At 54.7% G+C, this 23,861-nt stretch carries 22 protein-coding genes; 5 read left to right on the top strand and 17 right to left on the bottom strand.

Annotated elements, in window-relative coordinates; translation table 11 throughout:
* Nucleotides 1–28: 28 nt before the first annotated feature.
* From murG to leuO, 14 genes are all read right to left on the bottom strand, one after another.
* Nucleotides 29–1,093, bottom strand: a complete 1,065-nt coding sequence (gene murG / locus L350_RS08860) for an undecaprenyldiphospho-muramoylpentapeptide beta-N-acetylglucosaminyltransferase (protein WP_032625488.1) — start codon at nucleotides 1,091–1,093, stop codon at nucleotides 29–31.
* Complete coding sequence (gene ftsW, locus L350_RS08865; protein ID WP_032625486.1) at nucleotides 1,090–2,334, bottom strand: cell division protein FtsW; 1,245 nt, start codon at nucleotides 2,332–2,334, stop codon at nucleotides 1,090–1,092. Before ftsW ends, murG begins: the two co-directional genes overlap by 4 nt.
* Entirely contained in the window at nucleotides 2,334–3,650 is a 1,317-nt protein-coding gene (gene murD / locus L350_RS08870) for a UDP-N-acetylmuramoyl-L-alanine--D-glutamate ligase (protein ID WP_023299321.1), read from the bottom strand. Before murD ends, ftsW begins: the two co-directional genes overlap by 1 nt.
* A gap of 2 nt (nucleotides 3,651–3,652) precedes the next feature.
* Nucleotides 3,653–4,735 carry a phospho-N-acetylmuramoyl-pentapeptide-transferase gene (gene mraY / locus L350_RS08875; protein ID WP_003856353.1) on the bottom strand — a complete coding sequence of 361 codons (1,083 nt, stop codon included), beginning with the start codon at nucleotides 4,733–4,735 and terminating at the stop codon, nucleotides 3,653–3,655.
* Nucleotides 4,729–6,087, bottom strand: coding sequence for a UDP-N-acetylmuramoyl-tripeptide--D-alanyl-D-alanine ligase (gene murF, locus L350_RS08880; RefSeq protein ID WP_032625484.1), 1,359 nt, complete (start codon nucleotides 6,085–6,087; stop codon nucleotides 4,729–4,731). Before murF ends, mraY begins: the two co-directional genes overlap by 7 nt.
* Entirely contained in the window at nucleotides 6,084–7,571 is a 1,488-nt protein-coding gene (murE, locus tag L350_RS08885; RefSeq protein ID WP_032625481.1) for a UDP-N-acetylmuramoyl-L-alanyl-D-glutamate--2,6-diaminopimelate ligase, read from the bottom strand. Before murE ends, murF begins: the two co-directional genes overlap by 4 nt.
* Nucleotides 7,558–9,324: a peptidoglycan glycosyltransferase FtsI gene (ftsI, locus tag L350_RS08890; protein ID WP_022647040.1), complete on the bottom strand. Its 1,767-nt coding sequence runs from the start codon at nucleotides 9,322–9,324 to the stop codon at nucleotides 7,558–7,560. The genes murE and ftsI overlap by 14 nt, the downstream gene beginning before the upstream one ends.
* Before the next feature lie 15 nt (nucleotides 9,325–9,339).
* Nucleotides 9,340–9,705 (bottom strand): cell division protein FtsL, encoded by a 366-nt coding sequence (gene ftsL, locus L350_RS08895; RefSeq protein ID WP_003856363.1) that lies wholly within the window; start codon nucleotides 9,703–9,705, stop codon nucleotides 9,340–9,342.
* Nucleotides 9,702–10,643, bottom strand: a complete 942-nt coding sequence (gene rsmH / locus L350_RS08900) for a 16S rRNA (cytosine(1402)-N(4))-methyltransferase RsmH (protein ID WP_003856366.1) — start codon at nucleotides 10,641–10,643, stop codon at nucleotides 9,702–9,704. The genes ftsL and rsmH overlap by 4 nt, the downstream gene beginning before the upstream one ends.
* Before the next feature lie 2 nt (nucleotides 10,644–10,645).
* Entirely contained in the window at nucleotides 10,646–11,104 is a 459-nt protein-coding gene (mraZ, locus tag L350_RS08905) for a division/cell wall cluster transcriptional repressor MraZ (RefSeq protein ID WP_014830641.1), read from the bottom strand.
* 591 nt (nucleotides 11,105–11,695) lie between these two features.
* Nucleotides 11,696–12,700, bottom strand: a complete 1,005-nt coding sequence (gene cra / locus L350_RS08910; protein WP_003856369.1) for a catabolite repressor/activator — start codon at nucleotides 12,698–12,700, stop codon at nucleotides 11,696–11,698.
* 176 nt (nucleotides 12,701–12,876) lie between these two features.
* Nucleotides 12,877–13,371: an acetolactate synthase small subunit gene (gene ilvN / locus L350_RS08915; RefSeq protein WP_001252742.1), complete on the bottom strand. Its 495-nt coding sequence runs from the start codon at nucleotides 13,369–13,371 to the stop codon at nucleotides 12,877–12,879.
* A 1-nt stretch (nucleotide 13,372) separates the two neighbouring features.
* Nucleotides 13,373–15,097 (bottom strand): acetolactate synthase 3 large subunit, encoded by a 1,725-nt coding sequence (ilvI, locus tag L350_RS08920; protein WP_032625479.1) that lies wholly within the window; start codon nucleotides 15,095–15,097, stop codon nucleotides 13,373–13,375.
* Between the two features lie 376 nt (nucleotides 15,098–15,473).
* Nucleotides 15,474–16,418, bottom strand: a complete 945-nt coding sequence (gene leuO, locus L350_RS08925; RefSeq protein ID WP_032625477.1) for a transcriptional regulator LeuO — start codon at nucleotides 16,416–16,418, stop codon at nucleotides 15,474–15,476.
* Between the two features lie 627 nt (nucleotides 16,419–17,045).
* On the opposite strand from leuO, the gene leuL reads away from it, so the two are divergent.
* From leuL to leuD, 5 genes are all read left to right on the top strand, one after another.
* Nucleotides 17,046–17,132, top strand: a complete 87-nt coding sequence (leuL, locus tag L350_RS24875) for a leu operon leader peptide (protein WP_057979999.1) — start codon at nucleotides 17,046–17,048, stop codon at nucleotides 17,130–17,132.
* Between the two features lie 91 nt (nucleotides 17,133–17,223).
* Nucleotides 17,224–18,795, top strand: a complete 1,572-nt coding sequence (gene leuA / locus L350_RS08930; protein WP_022647035.1) for a 2-isopropylmalate synthase — start codon at nucleotides 17,224–17,226, stop codon at nucleotides 18,793–18,795.
* Nucleotides 18,795–19,886 carry a 3-isopropylmalate dehydrogenase gene (gene leuB, locus L350_RS08935; protein ID WP_032625475.1) on the top strand — a complete coding sequence of 364 codons (1,092 nt, stop codon included), beginning with the start codon at nucleotides 18,795–18,797 and terminating at the stop codon, nucleotides 19,884–19,886. Before leuA ends, leuB begins: the two co-directional genes overlap by 1 nt.
* A gap of 2 nt (nucleotides 19,887–19,888) precedes the next feature.
* Entirely contained in the window at nucleotides 19,889–21,289 is a 1,401-nt protein-coding gene (leuC, locus tag L350_RS08940) for a 3-isopropylmalate dehydratase large subunit (RefSeq protein WP_032625472.1), read from the top strand.
* Between the two features lie 10 nt (nucleotides 21,290–21,299).
* Complete coding sequence (leuD, locus tag L350_RS08945) at nucleotides 21,300–21,905, top strand: 3-isopropylmalate dehydratase small subunit (RefSeq protein ID WP_022647032.1); 606 nt, start codon at nucleotides 21,300–21,302, stop codon at nucleotides 21,903–21,905.
* A 90-nt stretch (nucleotides 21,906–21,995) separates the two neighbouring features.
* On the opposite strand, the gene L350_RS08950 is transcribed toward leuD, so the two are convergent.
* From L350_RS08950 to sgrT, 3 genes are all read right to left on the bottom strand, one after another.
* A complete protein-coding gene (locus L350_RS08950; RefSeq protein ID WP_010427008.1) occupies nucleotides 21,996–22,148 on the bottom strand; it encodes a Hok/Gef family protein in 153 nt (50 codons plus the stop codon).
* Between the two features lie 216 nt (nucleotides 22,149–22,364).
* Nucleotides 22,365–23,543, bottom strand: coding sequence for a sugar efflux transporter (locus L350_RS08955; protein WP_032625470.1), 1,179 nt, complete (start codon nucleotides 23,541–23,543; stop codon nucleotides 22,365–22,367).
* Between the two features lie 120 nt (nucleotides 23,544–23,663).
* Nucleotides 23,664–23,816 carry a glucose uptake inhibitor SgrT gene (sgrT, locus tag L350_RS08960; RefSeq protein WP_003856388.1) on the bottom strand — a complete coding sequence of 51 codons (153 nt, stop codon included), beginning with the start codon at nucleotides 23,814–23,816 and terminating at the stop codon, nucleotides 23,664–23,666.
* Between the last annotated feature and the right edge of the window lie 45 nt (nucleotides 23,817–23,861).

The following is a 23,861-nucleotide window of genomic DNA, read 5'->3' as shown; positions in this document are numbered from 1 at the left end:
TCGTGCAGCGCAACACGCGCTGCGAGAATTATGCCTGGGCTGCCAGGCGCACTTCTTTTGCCACCCGTTCCGTTGCATCCGGGATAGCGGTCGCGCGTGCGCGTTGCGCCATCTCCAGTAATACATCCCGGTTCCAGCCCGCCAGGGTAGTGGCGACCGCATCAGCGGTAAATTGTGGCTGCTCAAAAATCTTCGCGGCACCCGCTTTCTCAAGCGGCAGCGCATTCCAGTACTGCTGTCGGTCTTTGTGCTGGAACGGCACAAACAGCGCCGGCAAACCGGCGGCGGCGATTTCGCTCACCGTCAGCGCGCCCGAGCGACAGACAACGACATCGGCCCAGGCATAGGCTGCGGCCATATCATCAATAAATTCAGTCACTTTATGCTGCGGCTGACCTTCCTGCGCGTAGGCCTGCTCAACGCTCTGCTGAGCGCCCTTCCCGCTCTGGTGCCAGATGGTCACCGCATCACCCAGTTTTGCCGCAACCTGTGGCATCGTCTGGTTTAAAATACGTGCGCCCTGGGAACCGCCGACAACCAGCACGCGCACCGGCCCTTCTCGGCCCGCCAGACGTGCATCTGGCAGCGGCAGCGCCAGCACGTCCACACGCACCGGATTCCCTACGACATCCGCTTTCGGGAATGCCCCGGGGAAGGCCTGCATAACTTTGGTGGCGATTTTTGCCAGCCATTTGTTGGTCAACCCGGCAATACCGTTCTGCTCATGCAGAACAACAGGGATGCCCAGTGACCACGCCGCCAGTCCTCCCGGACCGGAAACGTAGCCGCCCATGCCCAGAACGACGTCAGGCTTAAAGCGCTTCATAATGTCGCGCGCCTGACGCCAGGCATTGAAAATGCGCACCGGCGCCAGCAGCAGCGCCTTGATCCCTTTGCCACGAAGGCCAGAAATACGAATAAAGTCGATCTCGATACCGTGTTTAGGTACAAGGTCGGCTTCCATGCGGTCTGCGGTTCCCAGCCAGCGTACCTGCCAGCCCTCTTCCATTAAATGGTGCGCAACCGCCAGTCCCGGGAACACGTGTCCGCCGGTCCCGCCTGCCATCACCATTAACCGCTTCGGTTGATTCATCGTGAACCTCGTGTAAACGCCTGAGCTTTCTCCAGACGCGTTTCATAATCTATGCGTAACAAAAACATGATGGCCGTCGACATGATCAACAGACTCGAACCACCATAACTGATCAACGGCAACGTCAGACCTTTGGTCGGCAGCATACCCGCTGCGGCCCCAACGTTTACCAGTGCCTGGAAGCTAAACCAGATACCAATTGAGCAGGCCAGGAAACCGGAGAAGCGGTGATCGATCTCCAGCGCTTTACGGCCAATCGACATGGCGCGGAAAGCGACGAAGAATACCATTAATAGCGCCATTACCACACCGATATAACCCAGTTCTTCCCCAATAATGGAGAAGATAAAGTCGGTATGCGCCTCCGGTAAATACTCCAGTTTTTGCACCGAGTTGCCCAGGCCTTGGCCCCAGACTTCGCCGCGGCCAAACGCCATCAGCGACTGTGTCAGCTGATAACCGCTGCCGAACGGATCTTCCCATGGGTTCCAGAACGAGGTCACACGGCGGATACGGTATGGTTCGGCGAGGATCAGCAGCACCACTGCCGAAATCCCCATCCCGATGATGGCAATGAACTGCCACAGTTTTGCTCCCGCCAGGAACAGCATCGCCAGCGTAGTGACAAACAGTACGACTACCGTACCGAGGTCGGGCTGCGCCAGCAGCAGGATCGCAAGCACCAGAATCACGCCCATCGGTTTTAAGAAGCCGCGCAGGTTGTTACGAACTTCGTCGACTTTACGCACCAGGTAGTTTGCCAGGTAGCAGAACAACGAAAGCTTGGTGAACTCTGCAGGCTGAATACGCAGCGGACCAAAGGCGATCCAGCGTGATGCCCCGTTAACGGAGCTCCCGACGACCAGAACGATCAACAGCATGATGATTGAGGCGATAAGCATGGCCGTACTGTGCCGCTGCCAGAACGACATCGGCAGGCGTAAGGTGATCATTGCCAGGCAGAACGCGAGAATGATGTACAGCCCGTCACGCTTGGCAAACAGGAACGGATCGTTTGCCAGACGCTGTCCGACAGGCATCGACGCCGAGGTGACCATAATAAAGCCGGTCGCTGCCAGCCCCAGCGTGAGCCAGAACAGAGTGCGGTCGTACATAATCAAGCTGTCGGAATCTTTATCCCGTGAAGCCATCACCCAGCCTTTCAGCGCCGTAAACAGCCATACCAGGATACCAAACCCTGGCAGACGCGGCATTTTCAGGCGAGGGAGAGATAAACGCATCAGCCTAACTCCTTCGCCAGGCGGGTAAAGACATCGCCCCGCTGTTCGAAATTCTTAAATTGATCGAGGCTGGCACAGGCTGGCGAGAGCAGCACCATATCGCCGGGCTTCACGCGGGGGGCGATAAGGCGCATCGCCTGTTCCATGGTCTCGGTTTGTTCGGCGACCTCAGGACGCAACGCCGCAAGCTCGCTGCCATCGCGGCCAAAGCAATAAAGGCGCACGTTATCACCGTTGAGGTACTGCTTCAGCGAGGAGAAATCGGCTGATTTACCGTCGCCGCCCAGCAGCAGATGCAGTGTGCCTTCAACGTGCAGACCGTTCAATGCCGCCTCGGTGCTACCCACATTGGTCGCTTTGGAATCGTTAATCCAGCGTACGCCGTTGTGTTCCAGCGCCAGCTGAAAACGGTGAGCCAGGCCGGTAAAGGTGGTCAGCGCCTTCAGGCTTGAAGATCGCGGCAGGCCAACGGCATCCGCCAGCGCCAGCGCCGCCAGGGCGTTGGTGTAGTTATGCTGGCCGGAGAGCATCATCTCTTTCACGTTCAGCACCTTCTCACCTTTCACCCGCAGCCAGGTTTCGCCCTGCTGGCGGTTAAGGTGATAGTCACCCATGTTAATACCGAAGCTAATGCAGCGATCGTCTGCGCCACGCACCGGCATGGTGAGTGCATCATCGGCATTCACCACGCAGACTTTGGCATTTTCATAGACACGCAGCTTGGCCGCGCGGTACTGCTGCAAGCCGAACGGGTATCTGTCCATATGATCTTCGGTAACATTAAGGATCGTCGCCGCCGCCGCATGCAGGCTTGAAGTGGTTTCCAGCTGGAAGCTGGAAAGCTCAAGTACAAACAGCTCACACCCTTTATCGAGCAGCATCAACGCGGGCAGGCCAATATTACCGCCCACGCCGACATTTTTGCCCGCCGCTTTCGCCATCTCACCCACCAGGGTGGTGACGGTGCTTTTACCGTTTGAACCGGTAATGGCAACGATCGGGGCCTGCGCCTCCCGGCAGAACAGTTCGATATCGCCAACAATCTCAACGCCTGCATCCGCCGCGGCACTCAGCGAAGGATGCGCCAGCGCCATGCCCGGGCTGGCAACAATCAGATCGGCGACCAGCAGCCACTCATCATTCAGACCACCCAGGTGGCGTTCAACCTGCTCCGGCAGCTTGTCCAGACCCGGCGGAGAGACGCGTGTATCCATCACGCGCGGCGTCACGCCACGCGCAAGGAAAAAGTCCACGCAGGAGAGGCCGGTAAGGCCCAACCCGATGATAACGACTTTTTTGCCCTGGTAATCTGCCATGATTAACGTACCTTCAGCGTTGCCAGGCCAATCAGCACCAGCATCAGCGAAATAATCCAGAAGCGCACAATGACGCGCGGCTCCGGCCAGCCTTTCAGTTCATAGTGGTGGTGAATCGGTGCCATACGGAAGATGCGCTGGCCGCGCAGCTTGAAGGAACCGACCTGCAAAATCACCGACAGGGTCTCAACGACAAACACACCGCCCATAATCACCAGCAGGAACTCCTGACGCAGCAGCACGGCGATAATGCCCAGCGCGCCGCCCAGCGCCAGTGAACCGACGTCGCCCATAAAGACCTGCGCCGGATAGGTGTTGAACCACAGGAAGCCCAGCCCCGCGCCGACAATCGCCGTACAGACGATCACCAGCTCACCAGCGTGTCGCAGGTACGGGATGTGCAGGTAGTTTGCAAAGTTCATGTTACCGGTCGCCCACGCCACCAGCGCGAAACCGCCCGCGACAAACACGGTTGGCATGATGGCCAGGCCGTCCAGACCATCGGTCAGGTTGACGGCGTTGCCGGTGCCGACGATCACAAAGTAAGCCAGCAGAATGTAGAACAGCCCCAGCTGCGGCATCACGTCTTTGAAGAACGGCACCACCAGCTCGGTGGCCGGGGTGTCTTTTCCTGCCAGGTAAAGCGCGAAGGCCACACCCAGCGCAATTACCGACATCCAGAAATACTTCCAGCGCGCGATCAAACCTTTGGTGTCTTTGCGCACGACTTTGCGGTAGTCATCAACAAAACCGATGATCCCGTAGCCAACCAGAACAGTCAGCACGCACCAGACGTAGGGGTTAGACGGATAAGCCCACAGCAGAACGGACACCACAATCGCGGTCAGGATCATGATCCCGCCCATGGTCGGCGTACCGCGCTTGCTGAAGTGTGATTCCGGACCATCGTTGCGTACAACCTGGCCGAAAGAGAGTTTTTGCAGACGGGCAATCATGCGCGGGCCCATCCACAACGAGATGAACAGCGCAGTCAGCAGGCTGACGATGGCGCGAAACGTCAGATAGGAAAAGACGTTAAAGCCTGAATAATATTTGACCAAATGTTCGGCCAGCCAAACTAACATGTCCCGTTCTCCTGTAATGCGTGCACAACCTCTTCCATGGCGGCACTACGTGAACCTTTAACTAAAACAGTCACAATCTGTTTTTCTGTAATCAATGCCTTCAGGCGTTCGATCAGTGCAGATTTATCGGCAAAATGTTCGCCAACTTCACTGGCATCGGAAATGGCCTTGCTCAGCGTGCCTGCGCTCAGTACGCGGTCAAGCCCGGCGGCTTTCGCCGCTTCGCCAACCTGTACGTGGCAGGCTTCGCTTTCATCACCCAGCTCGGCCATATCGCCAACAACCATCACGCGATAGCCCGGCATCTCAGACAAGACCTGCACGGCCGCCGTCATGGAGCCGACGTTAGCGTTGTAGGAGTCATCCAGCAGGAGTTTGTTTTCAGCCAGCTGGATTGGGAACAGACGCCCCGGCACGGCTTTTAAATTCGCCAGACCAGTTTTTATCGCAGCGTGTGAGGCCCCTACCGCCATTGAGAGCGCTGCCGCAGCAAGCGCATTGGCGATGTTATGACGACCCGGCAGAGGCAGCAGCACGTCGATGTCGCCCGTTGGGGTCGTGAGGGTGAACTCGGTGCCGTGTGACGTCACATGAATGTTGGTCGCCGAAAAATCACTGTTTGCCGCATTCGGGGAGAAGCGCCAGGTTTTGCGTGAACCAATGATGCTCTGCCAGTTCAGCCAGTCATTGTTATCGGCATTCATAATGGCGATGCCGTCATCCGGCAGGCCGGTATAAATTTCACCTTTCGCTTTCGCCACACCGGCCAGCGAACCAAAACCTTCAAGATGTGCCGCCGCCAGGTTATTCACCAGCGCCGCTTCCGGACGCGTCAGGCTCACGGTCCAGGCGATTTCGCCTTGATGGTTAGCCCCTAACTCAATCACCGCATATTCATGCTCGTGGGTCAGGCGCAGCAGCGTCATCGGTACACCGACGTCATTATTAAGGTTGCCCGCCGTATAAAGCGTGTTTCCGCACTGGCTAAGGATCGCCGCCGTCATCTCTTTAACGGAGGTTTTGCCCGACGAGCCCGTCAGCGCCACGACGCGTGTTGGCACCTGCTGGCGAACCCATGCCGCCAGCTCACCAAAGGCCAGGCGCGTATCTTTCACCACAATCTGCGGCAAATCGATATCGAGCTTACGGTTGACCAGCAGCGCACCCGCGCCGTTATCTTTAGCCTGTTGCGCAAAATCGTGGGCGTCAAAACGTTCACCCTTCAGCGCCACAAACAGGCAGCCCGCCGTCACCTTACGGGTGTCGGTGGTCACAGCCTCAATGGTCAGATCCTGACCATGCAGCATCCCCTGCAATACCGCAGCGGCCTGGCTTAACGTAATGCTAATCATGCCACCACTCCCAGCAGACGCGCTGCCGTCACGCGGTCTGAGTAATCCAGACGACGATTGCCGACGATCTGATAATCTTCATGACCTTTACCGGCCAGCAGAACCACATCGTTCTCCTGCGCCTGCATAATGGCGTTAGTCACGGCCTCCGCACGGCCTTCGACCACGCGCGCACGACCCGCATCCAGCATGCCCGCCAGAATGTCGTTGATAATGGCCCTCGGCTCTTCGGTACGCGGGTTGTCATCGGTCACCACGGGAATATCCGCGAACTGCTCAGCGATGGCGCCCATCAGCGGACGTTTGCCCTTGTCGCGATCGCCACCGCAGCCAAACACGCACCAGAGCTTGCCTGCGCAGTGCAGACGCGCCGCTTCCAGCGCTTTTTCCAGCGCATCCGGCGTATGGGCGTAATCCACGACCACCGTCGGCTTGCCCGGTGCGCTGAACACTTCCATGCGGCCACAGACCGGTTGCAAACGCTCAGCCGTTTTCAGCAGATCCGCCATCGGGTAATCCAGCGCCAGCAGCGTCGCCAGCGCCAGCAGCAGGTTACTGACGTTGAAAGCCCCCATCAGGCGGCTTTCAATTTCACCTTCGCCCCAGGTGGAAGCAAAGCGGATCGTCGCCCCGCTATCGTGGTAGTTCACTTCGACTGCCTTCAGCCAGCGGCCACGACAGTTCGGATTAATGCGATCTTCCATCGACACCGCCACCGCATCTGGCAGTTTTTCCAGCCAGCGGCGACCGACTTCGTCGTCGGCGTTAATGATTGCCTGCCCGTGGTGGTGAGTGGAATAAAGCAGCCATTTCGCCGCTTCGTAGTGCTCCATATCACCATGATAATCAAGGTGATCGCGGCTCAGGTTTGTAAAGACAGAGGCGGCAAATTTCAGTGCCGCCACGCGATGTTGTACCAGACCATGGGAGGAGACCTCCATCGCCGCGAAGGTCGCCCCCTGCTCTGCAAGGCCTGCCAGCACACGCTGCACGTCAACCGCCGAGCCTGTAGTGTTTTCCGTCGGGCTTACTTTGCCCAGAATACCGTTCCCCACCGTGCCCATGACGGCACCGGTTTCACCCAGCAGCTGAGCCCATTGCGCCATCAGCTGAGTGGTGGTGGTTTTTCCGTTGGTTCCTGTCACGCCAACCAGCTTTAACTGGTCGGAAGGTTCGTTGTAAAAACGTCCTGCCAGCGCGGAGAGACGCTCATTCAGCTGGCTGAGATAGATGACCGGCACGCCGTGCATTTCACGGATCTCACCGTCTGTTGCCTCATCTTTGGCCTCAGCAATAATGGCAGCAACACCTTGCGCAATCGCCTGCGGGATATAACGACGCCCGTCCGCCTGATGACCTACCACTGCCACAAAAAGATCGCCAGAAGCCGCTACGCGGCTGTCCAGTACCATCTCTCGCAGTGCTCGCGCAGGTAGCATAGGCACCCACGGAGCAAGAAGGTCGCGCAAATTACGATCTGCCACCTGTTCCCTCGCCTTGATTAATTACAAATTCACTTTTTTCGCCCGTCGCCAGCGCATCCGGTTCAATGTTCATGGTGCGCAACACGCCGCCCATAATAGCCCCGAACACAGGCGCGGAGACGGCGCCGCCGTAGTATTTACCCGCCTGCGGATCGTTGATGACGACCACCAGCGCAAAACGCGGATTGCTTGCAGGCGCTACGCCTGCGGTATAGGCAATGTATTTGTTGATATAGCGGCCGTCCGGCCCCACTTTTTTCGCTGTACCGGTTTTGATGGCGATACGATAGCCCTTAATCGCGGCCTTCACGCCACCACCACCGGGCAGCGCGACGCTTTCCATCATATGTACGACGGTACGAACGATAGATTCCGGGAAAACACGTTCCCCCGGAACCGGTGGATCAACTTTGGTGATCGACAGCGGGCGATAAATGCCATAGCTGCCAATCGTTGCGTAGACTCGCGCTAACTGTAAGGGAGTTACCATTAGCCCGTAGCCGAAAGAGAAGGTGGCCCTCTCTATGTCAGACCACCGTTGTTTTTGAGGATATAAGCCACTGCGTTCTCCGACCAACCCCAAATTGGTCGCCTTTCCCAGCCCAAAACGTGAGTAAGTATCTACTAACGCTGAGGACGGCATCGCTAACGCCAGTTTTGACACACCGACGTTACTCGACTTCTGTAAGACCCCGGTCAGGGTCAGTTCGCTGTAACGTGCCACGTCTTTTATTTCGTGGCCGTTAATTCGATAAGGGATCGTATTCAGAACGGTATTTTCGTTGACGATGCCCCGCTGTAGAGCCGTCATCACCACCATAGGTTTTACGGTTGAACCGGGTTCAAACACATCGGTGATGGAGCGGTTACGCATCGCATCTTTTGCTGTACCGGCAAAATTATTCGGGTTGTATGAGGGACTACTGGCCATCGCCAGCACTTCACCTGTCGCCACATCCACCAGCACGGCACTGCCCGATTCCGCCTTGTTAAACGCGACGGCGTTGTTCAGCTCACGATAGACCAGCGCCTGCAAGCGCTCATCAATACTCAGGGCCAGGTTGTGCGCGGCCTGGCTGTCTGTCGAGGAAATATCTTCAATTACGCGACCATAGCGGTCTTTACGCACGATTCGCTCGCCAGGCTGGCCGGTAAGCCACTTGTCGAAGCTTTTTTCAACGCCTTCAATCCCCTGGCTATCCACGTTGGTGAAGCCAATCAGGTGCGCGGTGACTTCGCCGGAAGGATAATAACGGCGGGATTCTTCCCGCAGATGAATGCCGGGCAGCTTGAGTTTTTTAATGTAGTCAGCCATATCAGGGTTCACCTGACGGGCAAGATAGATGAAGCGCCCTTTCGGGTTGGCGTTAACGCGTGACGCCAGCTGATCCAGCGGCATTTTCAACGCGTCTGAGAGCGCCTTCCAGCGGTTATCAAGGGTGATCCCGCCTGCGTCATGCAGCTCTTTAGGATCGGCCCAGATCGCCTTCACCGGTACGCTCACCGCCAGCGGGCGGCCGGAGCGGTCGGTGATCATCCCACGAGAGGTAGAAACTTCCTGCACGCGCAGAGAACGCATATCCCCCTGACGCACCAGCATGTCAGGCGCGATGATTTGTAGCCACGCCACGCGTCCCAGCAGGAAACCCAGCGCCAGTAAAATGCAGCCGCAAAGCAACGCAAAACGCCAACTGATAAAGTTGGCCTGTTCTTCCTGGCGTTTTGGTTTAAGCGTTTTTGCCGCTGCTTTCATGCGTCGCGTTTTCCCTTATTTTTGTACTACGATATTTTCCTGCGAAGGATCAACATGCTGTAATTGCAGTTTTTCCGTTGCGATCCGTTCAACCCGGCTGTGATCGCCGAGCGCGTTTTCTTCAAGGATCAGATTTCGCCATTCAATATCCAGCGCATCGCGTTCCAGTACCATCTGTTCGCGCTGCGCAGTTAATAAACGGGTATGGTGAGCGGTGGTTACCACCATGACTGCCGTCACAATGATGCAAATGAACAAGCAGAGTGGCAGCTTCCCAAACCGCAAAAGATCGTCGCCGATCACGCCAGGCAAGGCATGGCGCTCGTTGCTTCCTAACGATCCCTTAACTTTGCTTAGGGTCTCTGTCACTCTGCTGATCATGCGTTCGTCCTCTCTGCAATACGCAGCACTGAACTACGGGCACGTGGATTCTCTGCCACCTCTTCTTCGCCCGGCATCAACTTGCCTAATGCTCGCAACTGACGGCCTCCCAGCTTTCTGAGTTGTTCTTCCGTCATCGGCAGCCCAGCTGGAACCTGCGGACCGCGGCTCTGTTCACGCATAAAGCGCTTAACGATGCGATCTTCCAGCGAATGGAAGCTGATGATGGATAACCGCCCACCCGGGGCCAGCACGTCGAGCGAGCTTTTTAGCGCCAGCTCTATTTCCTCCAGTTCACTGTTTACCCAGATACGAACCGCCTGGAAGGTACGGGTCGCAGGATGTTTGTGCTTGTCCTTCACTGGCGTTGCCGCCGCGATGACTTCTGCCAGCTCTTTGGTACGGGTCATTGGCTCAACGCGGTTGCGCTCCACGATGGCGCGCGCAATACGTTTGCCAAAGCGTTCTTCGCCGAAGGTTTTGATCACCCAGGCAATATCCGCTTCGTCAGCAGTTTGTAACCACTCGGCGGCAGACTGGCCGCGAGTGGGGTCCATACGCATATCCAGCGGACCGTCGCGCATAAAGGAGAAGCCGCGTTCTGCATCATCAAGCTGTGGTGAAGAGACGCCAAGATCGAGGAGGATCCCGTCGATTTTGCCGGTCAGGCCGCGCTCGGCGACATAATCCGCAAGCGCAGAGAAAGGTCCATGCACGATGGAAAAGCGAGGGTCATCGATGGTTTGCGCAACGGCAATCGCCTGCGGATCGCGGTCAATTGCCAGCAGGCGCCCTTCCGCTCCAAGCTGAGAGAGGATCAAACGCGAGTGGCCACCGCGACCAAAAGTGCCATCAATATAGATGCCATCTGGACGAATATTCAGGCCGTTAACGGCCTCATCCAGCAGCACCGTTGTATGTTTATAATTTTCCATCATATTTATAGAGACAAGTCCTGCAGCCGTTCCGATAATGTTGCGGAATCAGACTGCTCAGCGTCGATATCTTCCTTGACCTGTTGATACCAGGTCGTTTCGTCCCACAGTTCAAACTTGTTGAACTGCCCGACCAGCATCACTTCTTTAGTCAGACCGGCATGTTGCCGCAACACAGGCGCAATCAATAATCGCCCGGCGCTATCCATCTGACATTCACTGGCATGTCCCAATAACAACCGCTGTACGCGGCGTTCCTGCGGGTTCATGCTCGACAGTCGCGACAGCTTTTGCTCAATGATTTCCCATTCAGGCAAAGGATAAAGCAGCAGGCAGGGGGAGTTGATGTCAATGGTGCAAACCAGTTGACCCGAAGCGTTCTCAATCAGCTGGTCACGGTATCGGGTTGGTACCGATAAACGCCCTTTGCTGTCGAGATTGACTAACGTTGCTCCACGGAACATGCCAGCCTCACCCCTCCTCACCACTTTAACCCACAAATTCCCACCTGAAGGAGTTTACGGAGCGAGGGAAAAGCTTGTCAAGCCAGGACTCTCTCTGTACGGACCCGAAAGCATCCTATTTACAGAGCAAGAGTGACCTGGCTAATAACTAAACAACTGGCGAGGCAAAATTAACGTTATGAATATTTGTAAGAAAAAAACCGAATATGCACACGAGCGTTAAGACTCACTCAATATCATCGCAGGGAAATATAAAGTGTCAGTTTGCGACGCGGGCAGCATTTTAAGGCATATCGCCGGGGGATAACAGCACCAGTTTAATCCCGAGGCAATATGGATTCGTTCGTGTGCATTGAGGCCTGGAGGGAGAGTGAAAAATGGCTGAATATTCATCGGCTGGCGCCTGTTTGTAACAAAACAATACAAAGAAATGTCAGTCAAAAATTTATAATTGTGCTTTTTAACACCAAAATGGATTCAGAAAAATAGCAGGCTATGAATCTTAGAGATAAATCCTAATTTTTATCCGGGAATTATTTATCGCAATAAATTCGCCGCAAAAGGGGCAGTTATACCGCCCCTGTGGAAATATTAATGGCGGCTCAAAATTCCGCGCCGATAGAGATTACGTTTGATACGCGTAAGTCCGGGTTTCGGCTTGCGGGGTTCATCCAGGCTTGCCAGAACAATCTCCAGCACGCGCTCGGCGACGTCGCGGTGACGCTGAGCCACGGCCAGCACTGGGCATTGCAGGAAGTCGAGCAGTTCGTTATCACCGAAGGTAGCAATCGCCAGATCGGATGGCAGCTTGCCATCGCGACGTAACGTCACGTCCATCACTCCCTGCAACAGAGCAAACGAGGTGGTAAACAACGCCTGCGGCATCGGGTGCGTTTCCAGCCATTTCTCGAACAGCTGGGCAGCCGCTTCGCGCTCATAACTGTTGGCATAGAGATAATGAACGTCACGCGGATCGTCTTTCCATGCCGTACGGAACCCTTGTTCACGCAGGAAGCTTACCGAAAGTTCAGGCAAAGCGCCAAGATACAGCACCGTTTCAGCCGGGAAGGTACGCAGCTCGGCAGCCAGCATTTCTGCATCGTCCTGATCGGCACCCACGACGCTGGTGAAATGTTCACGATCGAGCGCACGATCCAGCGCCACTATCGGGAACGGATCGTTCGCCCAGCGCTGATAGAACGGATGCTCGGGTGGTAAAGAGGTCGACACGATGATGGCATCAACCTGACGTTGCAGCAGATGCTCAATGCAGCGCATCTCGTTGTCGGGCTGATCCTCGGAGCAGGCAATCAACAGCTGATAGCCCCGCTGACGAGCCTGACGTTCCAGATAGTTGGCGATGCGGGTATAGCTGGTGTTTTCCAGGTCCGGGATCACCAGGCCAATAGAGCGGGTGCGCCCGGCACGTAAACCTGCGGCGACAGCATTCGGATGGTAATTATGCTCACGAACGACTGCCATCACTTTCTCAACGGTCTTATCGCTGACACGATACTGCTTTGCTTTACCGTTAATCACATAGCTGGCCGTGGTTCTCGACACGCCGGCGAGCCGGGCGATTTCATCCAGTTTCACAATTGCCCCTCAAAAAAAGAAAAGAGTCCATGGCCCTGTCAAGGTTATGGTTAAATATTTTAACATCTAAACGCAGAATAGCCTTCACGGCAACCGCTTTTGTCTGCGTTGTCGGCGGATTACGCAAAAAAAAGCCCGGCTTTGGCTACCGGGCTGAAAGAGGCGAACCTATTGCGCTACTCACGCATGATTTTATCGCCGCGCGAGAGGCCAACAACGCCAGAGCGCGCAACTTCAACAATTTTTGCCACATCCCTGACAGAGGCCAGGAAAGCGTCCAGCTTATCGCTCGTTCCGGCAAGCTGGACAGTATATATAGAAGGCGTGACGTCAATAATCTGCCCACGGAAAATATCCGTGTTGCGCTTGACCTCTTCACGGCCGTAACCGCTGGCCTGAATTTTCACCAGCATCACTTCACGTTCGACGTAAGCACCCTGCCCCAGCTCGCTGACGCGCAGTACGTCCACCAGCTTGTGCAATTGCTTTTCGATCTGCTCAAGCACTTTCGCATCGCCGACAGTCTGGATCGTCATGCGCGAGAGCGTAGGGTCATCGGTCGGTGCCACGGTCAGGCTTTCAATGTTATAGCCGCGCTGGGCAAAGAGCCCAATAACCCGCGACAGTGCGCCCGACTCATTTTCCAGTAATACAGATAATATCCGGCGCATATCAGGTTCTCTCCGTTTTGCTTAACCACATTTCATCCATACCACCGCCACGAATATGCATCGGATAAACGTGCTCTGTGCCATCGACGATAACGTCCATGAAGACGAGGCGATTGTTTTTAACGTGCTCAAGCGCTTCGCCGAGCTTCGCTTCCAGCTCTGACGGATTGGTTACCCGCATGCCAATATGACCATAGGCTTCAGCCAGACGGACAAAGTCCGGAAGTGATTTCATATAGGACTGGGAGTGACGGCCCGAATAAATCATATCCTGCCACTGTTTTACCATGCCGAGGTAACCGTTATTCAGGTTCAGCACCAGCACTGGCAGTTCATATTGCAGCGCAGTGGAAAGTTCCTGAATATTCATCTGTATACTGCCGTCACCCGTTACGCAAATAACCGTTTCGTTTGGCAACGCCAGCTTTACCCCCAGCGCGGCGGGCAAACCAAAGCCCATCGTGCCGAGCCCGCCTGAGTTGATCCAGCGACGCGGTTTATCAAACGGGTAATACAGCGCAGCAAACATCTGATGCTGGCCCACGTCAGAAGTGACATACGCATCGCCATTAGTCAGACGCCAGATCGTCTCGATCACCGCCTGCGGTTTGATGTTCTCACTTTGCGTGTCGTATTTAAGGCACTGACGGCCACGCCATTGCTCGATTTGTTGCCACCAGTCGCGGATCTCGTCCAGCGGTTGAGAGGCGGTCTCCTGCGCCAGCAGATCCAACATTTGATCCAGCACCTGTCGTGCGTCTCCCACGATCGGCACATCCGCCGGCACCGTTTTAGAGATAGAAGTAGGATCGATATCAATGTGCAGCACCGTCGCATTCGGGCAGTATTTCGCCAGGTTGTTCGTGGTGCGATCGTCAAAACGCACGCCGACGGCAAAAATCACGTCAGAATTGTGCATCGTCATATTGGCTTCGTAGGTGCCGTGCATACCCAGCATCCCCAGCGCCTGCCGATGCGTGGCAGGGAACGCCCCCAGCCCCATCAGTGATGACGCGACAGGAAGATTAAGCTTCTCGATCAGTTCGCGTAGTTGCGTTTCGCAGGCTGCATTGACGGCGCCTCCCCCCACATAGACCACCGGTTTTTTCGCAGCCAGCAGCGTTTGCAGCGCACGTTTAATCTGTCCTTTGTGCCCTTGCGTGGTCGGATTATACGAACGCATGCTCACCGACTCAGGCCAAAGGTAAGGCAGTTTATTCCCCGGATTGAGAATATCTTTTGGCAGATCGACAACCACTGGCCCAGGACGACCGCTGGCGGCCAGCCAGAAGGCTTTTTTCAGTACGCCCGGGATATCTTCAGTTTGTTTAACCAGAAAGCTGTGCTTCACCACGGGGCGTGAGATCCCCACCATGTCGCACTCCTGAAACGCATCATAGCCAATCAGCGACGTCGCCACCTGTCCGGAAAGAATGACCAGTGGAATAGAGTCCATATACGCAGTCGCTATGCCGGTAATGGCATTGGTCGCCCCCGGCCCGGAAGTGACCAGCACAACACCCACTTCGCCCGTGGCGCGGGCCAGGCCGTCAGCCATATGCACAGCAGCCTGTTCATGACGAACCAGAACATGATCAATACCGCCTACCGTGTGCAGCGCGTCGTAAATATCGAGAACCGCGCCTCCGGGATAGCCGAACACTTGTTTCACGCCCTGATCGATAAGCGATCGGACGACCATTTCCGCGCCAGACAACATCTCCATGCTTTGCCTCCAGGCTTTTGTTATAGACGGTCTACAGAATTCATTTCCGCGCCGTCTTCTGACAGGGTAAACCCATCTTATAATGTGCAGAGTGATGGATACCTTAACCGCTCGTTATGAGGCAGGCAATTAGCAAACGGGATGCGGGAATGGGCAATAAAAGCAGAAAAAACAGCTGACAGACACGAATATGGTGAATTCGTCTGGTATGAGTGGAGACAATAATAATTCATCTCTTAAAAAGAGGATGGATCAGGAAATCATCTATTTTTGAGCATGCATAAGTAACTGAAAAAACGAACACAGAACATAATATCGCCAGTTTTAAAAACCGCAGAATAAACCGCATGACGCCATGCGGTTTATTCACCAGAACCTAGCGACGGCAAATATTGATCAGCAGCTCTTCCATCCACTGATGCCCTTTATCCCGACCCGCAGCCTCATGCCAGGAAAGATAACAGGTACGGCTATTAAGCTTGAGCGGCAGAGGTAAAATTTGCAGATTTAGTGAATCGGAGAACTCTTCAGCAAGCCAGCGCGGCGCAATAGCGACTAACTGCGTCTGAGAAACGACATTTAATACGCTGACCATGGCCATTCCCTGATAAGCCACGCTGGCTTGTTTATCGGCGGTGTCATACCACGGCTGACTGAATGAGGCATATCTGTCAAGAGCAACAACGGCGTGTTGCTCACTGTAAACATCGTTTTCACGCAGCGGCGAATTCATACGGGGATGTTTTTTACTGGCGACTAACACCATTTCGTCTTTGAACAACGGAACACAGGCAAACTCTGGACGGCGGAACTCTTCGTATCCCAGAACAAACTCTGTTTCCTGATAACGAAGCTGGTGTTCAGTGTTTTGATTTAATGATGATTTAAAAACGAGATGAATATTTGGGGCGATCTGTTCAACTTTATTATATATAACAGACGTCAAATAATTATCTAACGGACTGCAAACACAGAGATGGAAAACCCGCTCACTGCTTAAGGGTTCAAAGCCCGAACCGGGAAGTTCATTTTGAACCAGCTGTAGCGCCTGACGAATCGAACCGAATAGCTGAAATGCACGCGCTGTGGGCTGAATTCCCCTCCCATAACGAACGAATAACTCGTCGTTAAACATCACCTTAAGTCTGGCTACGGCATTACTCACGGCAGGCTGAGACATTCCCAGAGATTGCGCTGCTCGCGTAATATTCTGCTCCTGCATCACTGCATCGAATACAGTTAACAAGTTAAGATCCACTGTGCGTAACTGAGGCTTAACCCCATCATAAGTCTGTGGTTGGTTAATATTATTTTCTGGCATTTCTGACTCCACCGTCACGCTAAATTCCCTTTGCCCAGGTACAGTAATAACTTCGAAAAATATGATTTACCATGCATATACAACAAGCGAAAGGAAATTATTTAAAATTCGGAATATATAAAGAGCCCCATTCACCGAGCGGCTTTACGCACCCCATAAATGAAGAGTTAAAAATCGTTCAAAAGATATCTCAAACTTTATTGTGAGCATGAAACCATAAACCAGACAAATACACAATCAACGCTCTCATTAATAATGACTTAAGCGTTATTAAACTATTAATAGTATACAACGCATATTCATTAACAAATTGATATCAATTTTGATAACTTACTTACCCGTAAATCATTCATGAAGTCTATAAATCAATGATATGAAACACATTCCATTTCATAGCATGTTGATGAAAATAGTATGTTCAATTGCTACCAATTATATTCAAATTATTCCAGAGATGAATCCCCAGTCCAATAATAGACAATAAAATCGGTTAGCCACGCAAAAACCAGCACAATTAGCTAATGTATTCTCCCTGCGTTGGGTCCCCGTTTTGTCGGGGAGGGGTTGACATGAGTCGGCGTATCCAGTACCACTAAAAGCATATCGCATTCACCTGGAGCAGGATTCATGATTCGCACCCTTCGTTTCACCGGTCTACTACTACTAAACGCATCCACTGTGCGCGGTAGACTGGCGGGCGAAATTCAGCGTTGAATCGTCTTCAGTAAAACTAAAAACCCGCGCCACTGCGCGGGTTTTTTTATGCTCGTAGCAAGGCGCCCTAAGACTGACAAGGACCTAACCCATGAGCCAGCAAGTCGTTATTTTCGATACTACTTTACGTGACGGTGAACAGGCATTACAGGCGAGCCTGAGTGTTAAAGAAAAACTGCAAATTGCGCTGGCCCTGGAACGCATGGGTGTAGACGTAATGGAGGTCGGTTTTCCTGTCTCCTCGCCGGGTGATTTTGAGTCAGTGCAGACCATCGCCCGCACCATCAAAAACAGCCGCGTGTGCGCTCTGGCTCGCTGCGTTGAGAAAGATATCGATGTGGCCGCGGAATCCCTGAAAGTTGCAGAAGCTTTCCGTATCCATACTTTTATAGCCACCTCCCCCATGCACATTGCAACCAAGTTGCGCAGCACGCTGGATGAAGTGATCGAACGTGCGGTGTATATGGTTAAACGGGCGCGTAACTACACTGACGACGTGGAATTTTCCTGTGAAGATGCAGGCCGCACGCCGATTGACGATTTGGCCCGTGTAGTGGAAGCCGCTATTAATGCCGGAGCCAGAACCATCAACATCCCGGATACCGTCGGCTACACCATGCCGTTTGAGTTTGCCAACATCATTACTGGTCTGTATGACCGCGTACCAAATATTGATAAAGCCATTATCTCTGTACACACCCACGATGACCTGGGCCTGGCCGTTGGCAATGCTATCGCGGCGGTGCACGCCGGCGCGCGTCAGGTAGAAGGCGCGATGAACGGCATCGGCGAACGCGCAGGCAACTGTTCGCTGGAAGAAGTGATCATGGCGATCAAAGTGCGCAAAGACATCATGGACGTGCACACACGCATCAATCACAACGAAATCTGGCGCACCAGCCAGACCGTCAGCCAGATTTGCAACATGCCGATCCCGGCCAACAAAGCGATTGTCGGTACGGGCGCGTTCGCTCACTCTTCCGGTATTCACCAGGATGGCGTGCTGAAGAACCGTGAAAACTACGAAATCATGACTCCGGAATCCATCGGTCTGAACCAGGTTCAGTTGAACCTGACCTCACGCTCTGGTCGCGCGGCAGTGAAGCACCGTATGGAAGAGATGGGCTACAAGGACAGCGATTACAACATGGATCAGCTGTACGACGCCTTCCTGAAGCTGGCGGACAAGAAGGGCCAGGTGTTCGATTACGATCTGGAAGCGCTGGCATTCATCAACAAACAGCAGGAAGAGCCAGAGCACTTCCGTCTGGACTACTTCAACGTCCAGTCCGGCTCAAGCGACATCGCCACCGCCTCCGTGAAGCTGGCCTGCGGGGATGAAATTAAAGCGGAAGCCGCCAACGGCAACGGCCCTGTGGATGCCATTTACCAGGCGATTAACCGCGTCACTGAGTACGACGTAGAGCTGGTGAAATACGACCTGACGGCTAAAGGGCACGGTAAAGACGCCCTGGGTCAGGTGGATATCGTCGTCAATTATAACGGTCGCCGCTTCCACGGTGTGGGTCTGGCGACAGATATCGTCGAATCCTCCGCGAAAGCGATGGTGCATGTCCTGAACAACATCTGGCGCGCCGCCGAAGTCGAAAAAGAGTTGCAACGCAAAGCTCAGAATAAAGAGAACAACAAGGAAACCGTGTGATGTCGAAGAATTACCATATTGCTGTGTTGCCGGGTGACGGTATTGGCCCGGAAGTGATGGCACAGGCGCTGAAAGTACTGGAAGCCGTTCGTTCGCGTTTTGCGATGAAAATTACCACCAGCCACTACGATGTGGGCGGTATTGCGATTGATAACCACGGTACACCATTGCCGAAAGCCACTGTGGAAGGCTGTGAAAATGCCGATGCCGTGCTGTTTGGCTCCGTGGGCGGCCCTAAGTGGGAACATTTGCCGCCAGCAGAGCAGCCGGAGCGCGGTGCGCTGCTGCCGCTGCGTAAACATTTCAAACTGTTCAGCAACCTGCGTCCGGCGAAGCTGTACCCGGGGCTGGAAGAGTTTTGCCCGTTGCGTGCGGATATCGCGGCCAACGGTTTCGACATTCTCTGCGTGCGTGAGCTGACCGGCGGCATCTACTTCGGTCAGCCAAAAGGTCGCGAAGGCAGCGGTCAGCATGAGAAAGCGTTTGATACCGAGGTCTATCACCGTTTTGAAATTGAACGTATCGCCCATATCGCGTTTGAGTCAGCGCGCAAACGCCGCCGTAAAGTGACCTCTATTGATAAAGCGAACGTGCTCCAGTCTTCCATTTTGTGGCGCGAAATCGTCAGTGAAGTCGCTAAGCGGTACCCGGACGTTGCGCTGTCGCATATGTATATCGACAACGCAACGATGCAGCTGATCAAAGATCCGTCTCAGTTTGACGTGTTGCTGTGCTCCAACCTGTTCGGCGATATTCTCTCTGATGAATGCGCCATGATCACTGGCTCCATGGGCATGCTGCCCTCGGCCAGCCTGAACGAAGAAGGCTTTGGCCTGTACGAACCGGCGGGGGGCTCCGCGCCGGATATCGCAGGCAAAAACATCGCCAACCCGATTGCGCAGATCCTCTCCCTGGCTCTGCTGCTGCGCTACAGCCTGGATGCAGGCGATGCAGCAACCGCAATTGAAAACGCCATTAACCGGGCGTTAGAAGAAGGCGTCCGTACCGGTGATTTAGCACGCGGCACGGCGGCAGTCAGTACCGATGAAATGGGCGACATCATTGCCCGCTATGTCGCTGAAGGGGTGTAATCATGGCTAAGACGTTATATGAGAAGTTGTTTGATGCGCACGTTGTTTACGAGACGCCAGACGAAACCCCACTGTTGTACATCGACCGTCATCTGGTACACGAAGTGACGTCTCCTCAGGCATTTGACGGCCTGCGTGCGCACAAGCGCCCGGTGCGTCAGCCGGGTAAAACCTTTGCCACGATGGATCACAACGTTTCCACCCAGACCAAAGACATTAATGCATCTGGCGAGATGGCGCGTATCCAGATGCAGGAGCTGATTAAGAACTGTAACGAGTTTGGCGTGGAGCTGTACGATCTGAACCACCCCTATCAGGGCATCGTCCACGTAATGGGGCCTGAACAGGGTATTACTCTGCCGGGCATGACCATTGTCTGCGGCGACTCCCACACCGCGACGCACGGCGCATTTGGCGCCCTGGCGTTCGGGATTGGCACCTCTGAAGTGGAACACGTTCTGGCAACGCAGACCCTGAAGCAGGGCCGCGCCAAAACCATGAAGATTGAAGTGAAGGGGAAAGCCGCGCCGGGTATCACCGCGAAAGATATCGTGCTGGCGATTATCGGCAAAACCGGCAGTGCAGGCGGTACCGGTCACGTCGTTGAGTTCTGCGGCGACGCTATTCAGGCGCTGAGCATGGAAGGTCGTATGACCCTGTGCAACATGGCCATTGAGATGGGTGCCAAAGCAGGCCTGGTGGCCCCAGACGACACCACCTTCAACTATGTGAAGGGGCGTCTTCATGCGCCGAAAGGACAGAATTTTGACGACGCGGTTGCGTACTGGAAAACCCTGAAAACGGACGAGGGGGCAATTTTTGATACCGTTGTGACGTTGCAGGCGGAAGAGATCGCCCCGCAAGTCACCTGGGGCACCAACCCGGGCCAGGTCATTTCCGTCAACGACTGCATTCCTGACCCGGCTTCCTTCGCCGATCCGGTCGAGCGCGCGAGTGCGGAAAAGGCGCTGGCCTATATGGGACTGAAACCCGGCGTACCGCTGACCGACGTGAGCATTGATAAAGTGTTCATCGGCTCCTGCACTAACTCCCGTATCGAAGATTTACGCGCTGCGGCAGAAATTGCAAAAGGCCGCAAAGTGGCACCGGGCGTGCAGGCGCTGGTTGTGCCGGGCTCCGGTCCGGTGAAAGCCCAGGCGGAAGCGGAAGGTCTGGATAAGATCTTTATCGAAGCAGGCTTCGAGTGGCGCCTGCCCGGCTGCTCCATGTGTCTGGCGATGAACAACGACCGCCTGAATCCGGGCGAGCGCTGTGCCTCCACCAGCAACCGTAACTTTGAAGGCCGTCAGGGCCGCGGTGGGCGTACCCATCTGGTCAGCCCGGCAATGGCCGCCGCTGCGGCAGTCACCGGTCATTTCGCCGATATTCGCAGCCTGAAATAAGGAGACAATCATGGCAGAGAAATTTACCCAACATACGGGCCGTGTTGTCCCGCTGGACGCCGCTAACGTCGATACTGACGCGATCATTCCTAAACAGTTTTTGCAGAAAGTGACGCGCACGGGTTTTGGGGCGCATCTGTTCAACGACTGGCGCTTCCTCGATGATAAAGGCGAAGTGCCGAACCCGGAATTCGTCCTGAACTTTCCGCAATACAAAGGCGCCTCCATTTTGCTGGCGCGGGAAAACTTTGGCTGCGGATCGTCGCGTGAACACGCGCCATGGGCATTGACCGACTACGGTTTTAAAGTGGTTATCGCCCCAAGCTTCGCGGATATCTTCTACGGCAACAGCTTCAACAACCAGCTGCTGCCGGTGACGCTTAGTGACGAACAGGTCGATGAACTGTTTGCGCTGGTGCAGGCAAATCCGGGGATGTCGTTTGAAGTGGATCTGGAAGCAGAAGTGGTGAAAGCCGGTGACAAGACCTACAGCTTTAGCATTGATGCGTTCCGTCGCCACTGCATGCTGAACGGTCTGGATAGCATTGGCCTGACGCTGCAACACGAAGAGGCTATCTCCACCTACGAGAAAAAACAGCCTGCGTTTATGGGCTAAAGGCAATGGCCCGCAGGGCGCGGGCCATTGATAAGGGTGCGTTGAGGCGTAACCACTCTGGAGAGGCGGGGAAAAACCCCGCCAATACCGCTAACGTTTTGCTTCGTAAGCCAACACTGCCGCCAGCTCTGTTTTCTCCTGTCTGAAGTGCAGCTCACACAGCGAGTCGCGCACCATCCAGGTGAAGATCAACAACGTCGTACAGATCAGAAACAAACCTAACAGCAGAGTACGTTTTGGCATTCCAGCCTCCTTATTGCTTTTCGGCAATGAAGAGACTAACCTCGCAATGTTGGTTGTGAAGTTTGTCTCCCCATCAGTTTTTTGATGTGGGACTCTCCACTGTTTGCCTCTTGCGAAAGCCTGAGGCAAACAGCCTCAAGCACCCGTCACGCACTCTATGCGCCTTCTCTGCTCCTGTCAGAAAATCGTTTCATTTCGTGAAGCCGCCTTCCAGAATCAAACGTCTTTAACCCGGCACGTTAATACAAGCGTGATGACCGAGATCGCTGCGATCACCCAGTACACGGATGCATGTCCATAGCTTTGCGACAGCGCCCCCTGAATCACCCCTGCCAGAATCACGCCGGTAGAGATACTGTTAGTAAACAGCGTGGTCGCGGAGCCTGCTCGCCCCGGCATTAAATCCTGGAACCAGAGCATGCCGATCCCGGCAACGATTCCGATAAATACCGCGTTAAATAGCTGTAACGCCAGCAAAGCTTCCCGCGAATGGAAAAGGATTAACCCCGCGTAGAACACTACCCCAGCCGCCACGGCGACGACCATCATCCGACGCTTTCCGAAACGTTTTACGTAGTAACCCGCCAGAATCATCGCCGGGATCTCCAGCCCGGCAGCGGTGCCCATCAGGATCCCCGCGAGCTTGTCGGGCAGTCCCAGATCGCTGCTGATCCACAGCGGCATATCGATAATGTACATGGTGTTGCAGGTCCACATCAGCGTGGAGGCGATAAACAACATGCGGACGTTTTTATCCTGCCAGCCGCTTACCTGGGTGATGGGCTTGTCCGTCACCTGCTCTACGCGCGCCACCGATGGCAGCACAAAGGCAATCAGCGCCAGGCTGATGGCAAAAATTCCCGCCGCGATGGTGAACATGACGGTGAAACCGTAGTTCAGCGCCAGCATGAACGCCAGCGGGGGGCCGATGACCCATGCGAGAGAGAGCTGCGCACGCATCACCGAGCTGAACATCACCACTTCCCGCGCCGAGTTGTCGGCGTACTCCCGGGCCAGGGCGAAGAGCTGCGGCATGGCGGTGTTCGCCAGAGAGGCCAACAGCACGCCACAGGTGATAAGCGTCAGGTAGTGACGATTAAAGGCAAACAGCAACGCGTTGCCCACGGCCATGGCGCAACAAAAGAGGATCAGCTTGCGGCGATCGCCCTGGCTGTCGGATCGTTTCGCCAGCCACAGGCTGACGAGGATCCCGGCAATGGCGTTGACGGTGTAGAACAGGCCTACCCAAAATGGCTGCGCCCCAACCTCACGACTGAGAAACAGGCTCAGCGTCGGCACCTGTAGCGCACCGGCCACGCCCATCATGAAGGCCACCAGCATAAAAGCGGCGTACACGCCGTTCAGGCGTCGCCCCATCGTCATCAACCAGAGCATGCGCAAGTCCTTATGAAAGCGAATCGAAATTGGGTGAAATAGTAAACGAAAAAAGCCAGCAAAAACATTTTGCTGGCGGGTGATTAGCACCAATACTCAGTCACACATGATCGAGGCGAGTTAGCGAGAAGAGGTCGGTTTCGTAACGTCCCACTGCATCAGATCTTCCAGTATTCTCAGCCGCTGCTCTGCGCACTGGCGGGCCAGCCAGGACACTCCCTTTGTCGCTGAAAAATAGTGCTGATAAAACTGACGTGCGGTAGACCTCTTCATAATTTACCTCCTCGCTTCATCGATAAGGATTATTGGCTTAATATA

Origin of the sequence: Enterobacter sp. MGH 4 (genome assembly GCF_000534735.1) — a bacterium.
Taxonomy (GTDB): domain Bacteria; phylum Pseudomonadota; class Gammaproteobacteria; order Enterobacterales; family Enterobacteriaceae; genus Enterobacter; species Enterobacter intestinihominis.
The sequence above is the reverse complement of the archived record's forward strand: the minus strand, read 5'-3'. Positions and strand labels throughout refer to the sequence as shown.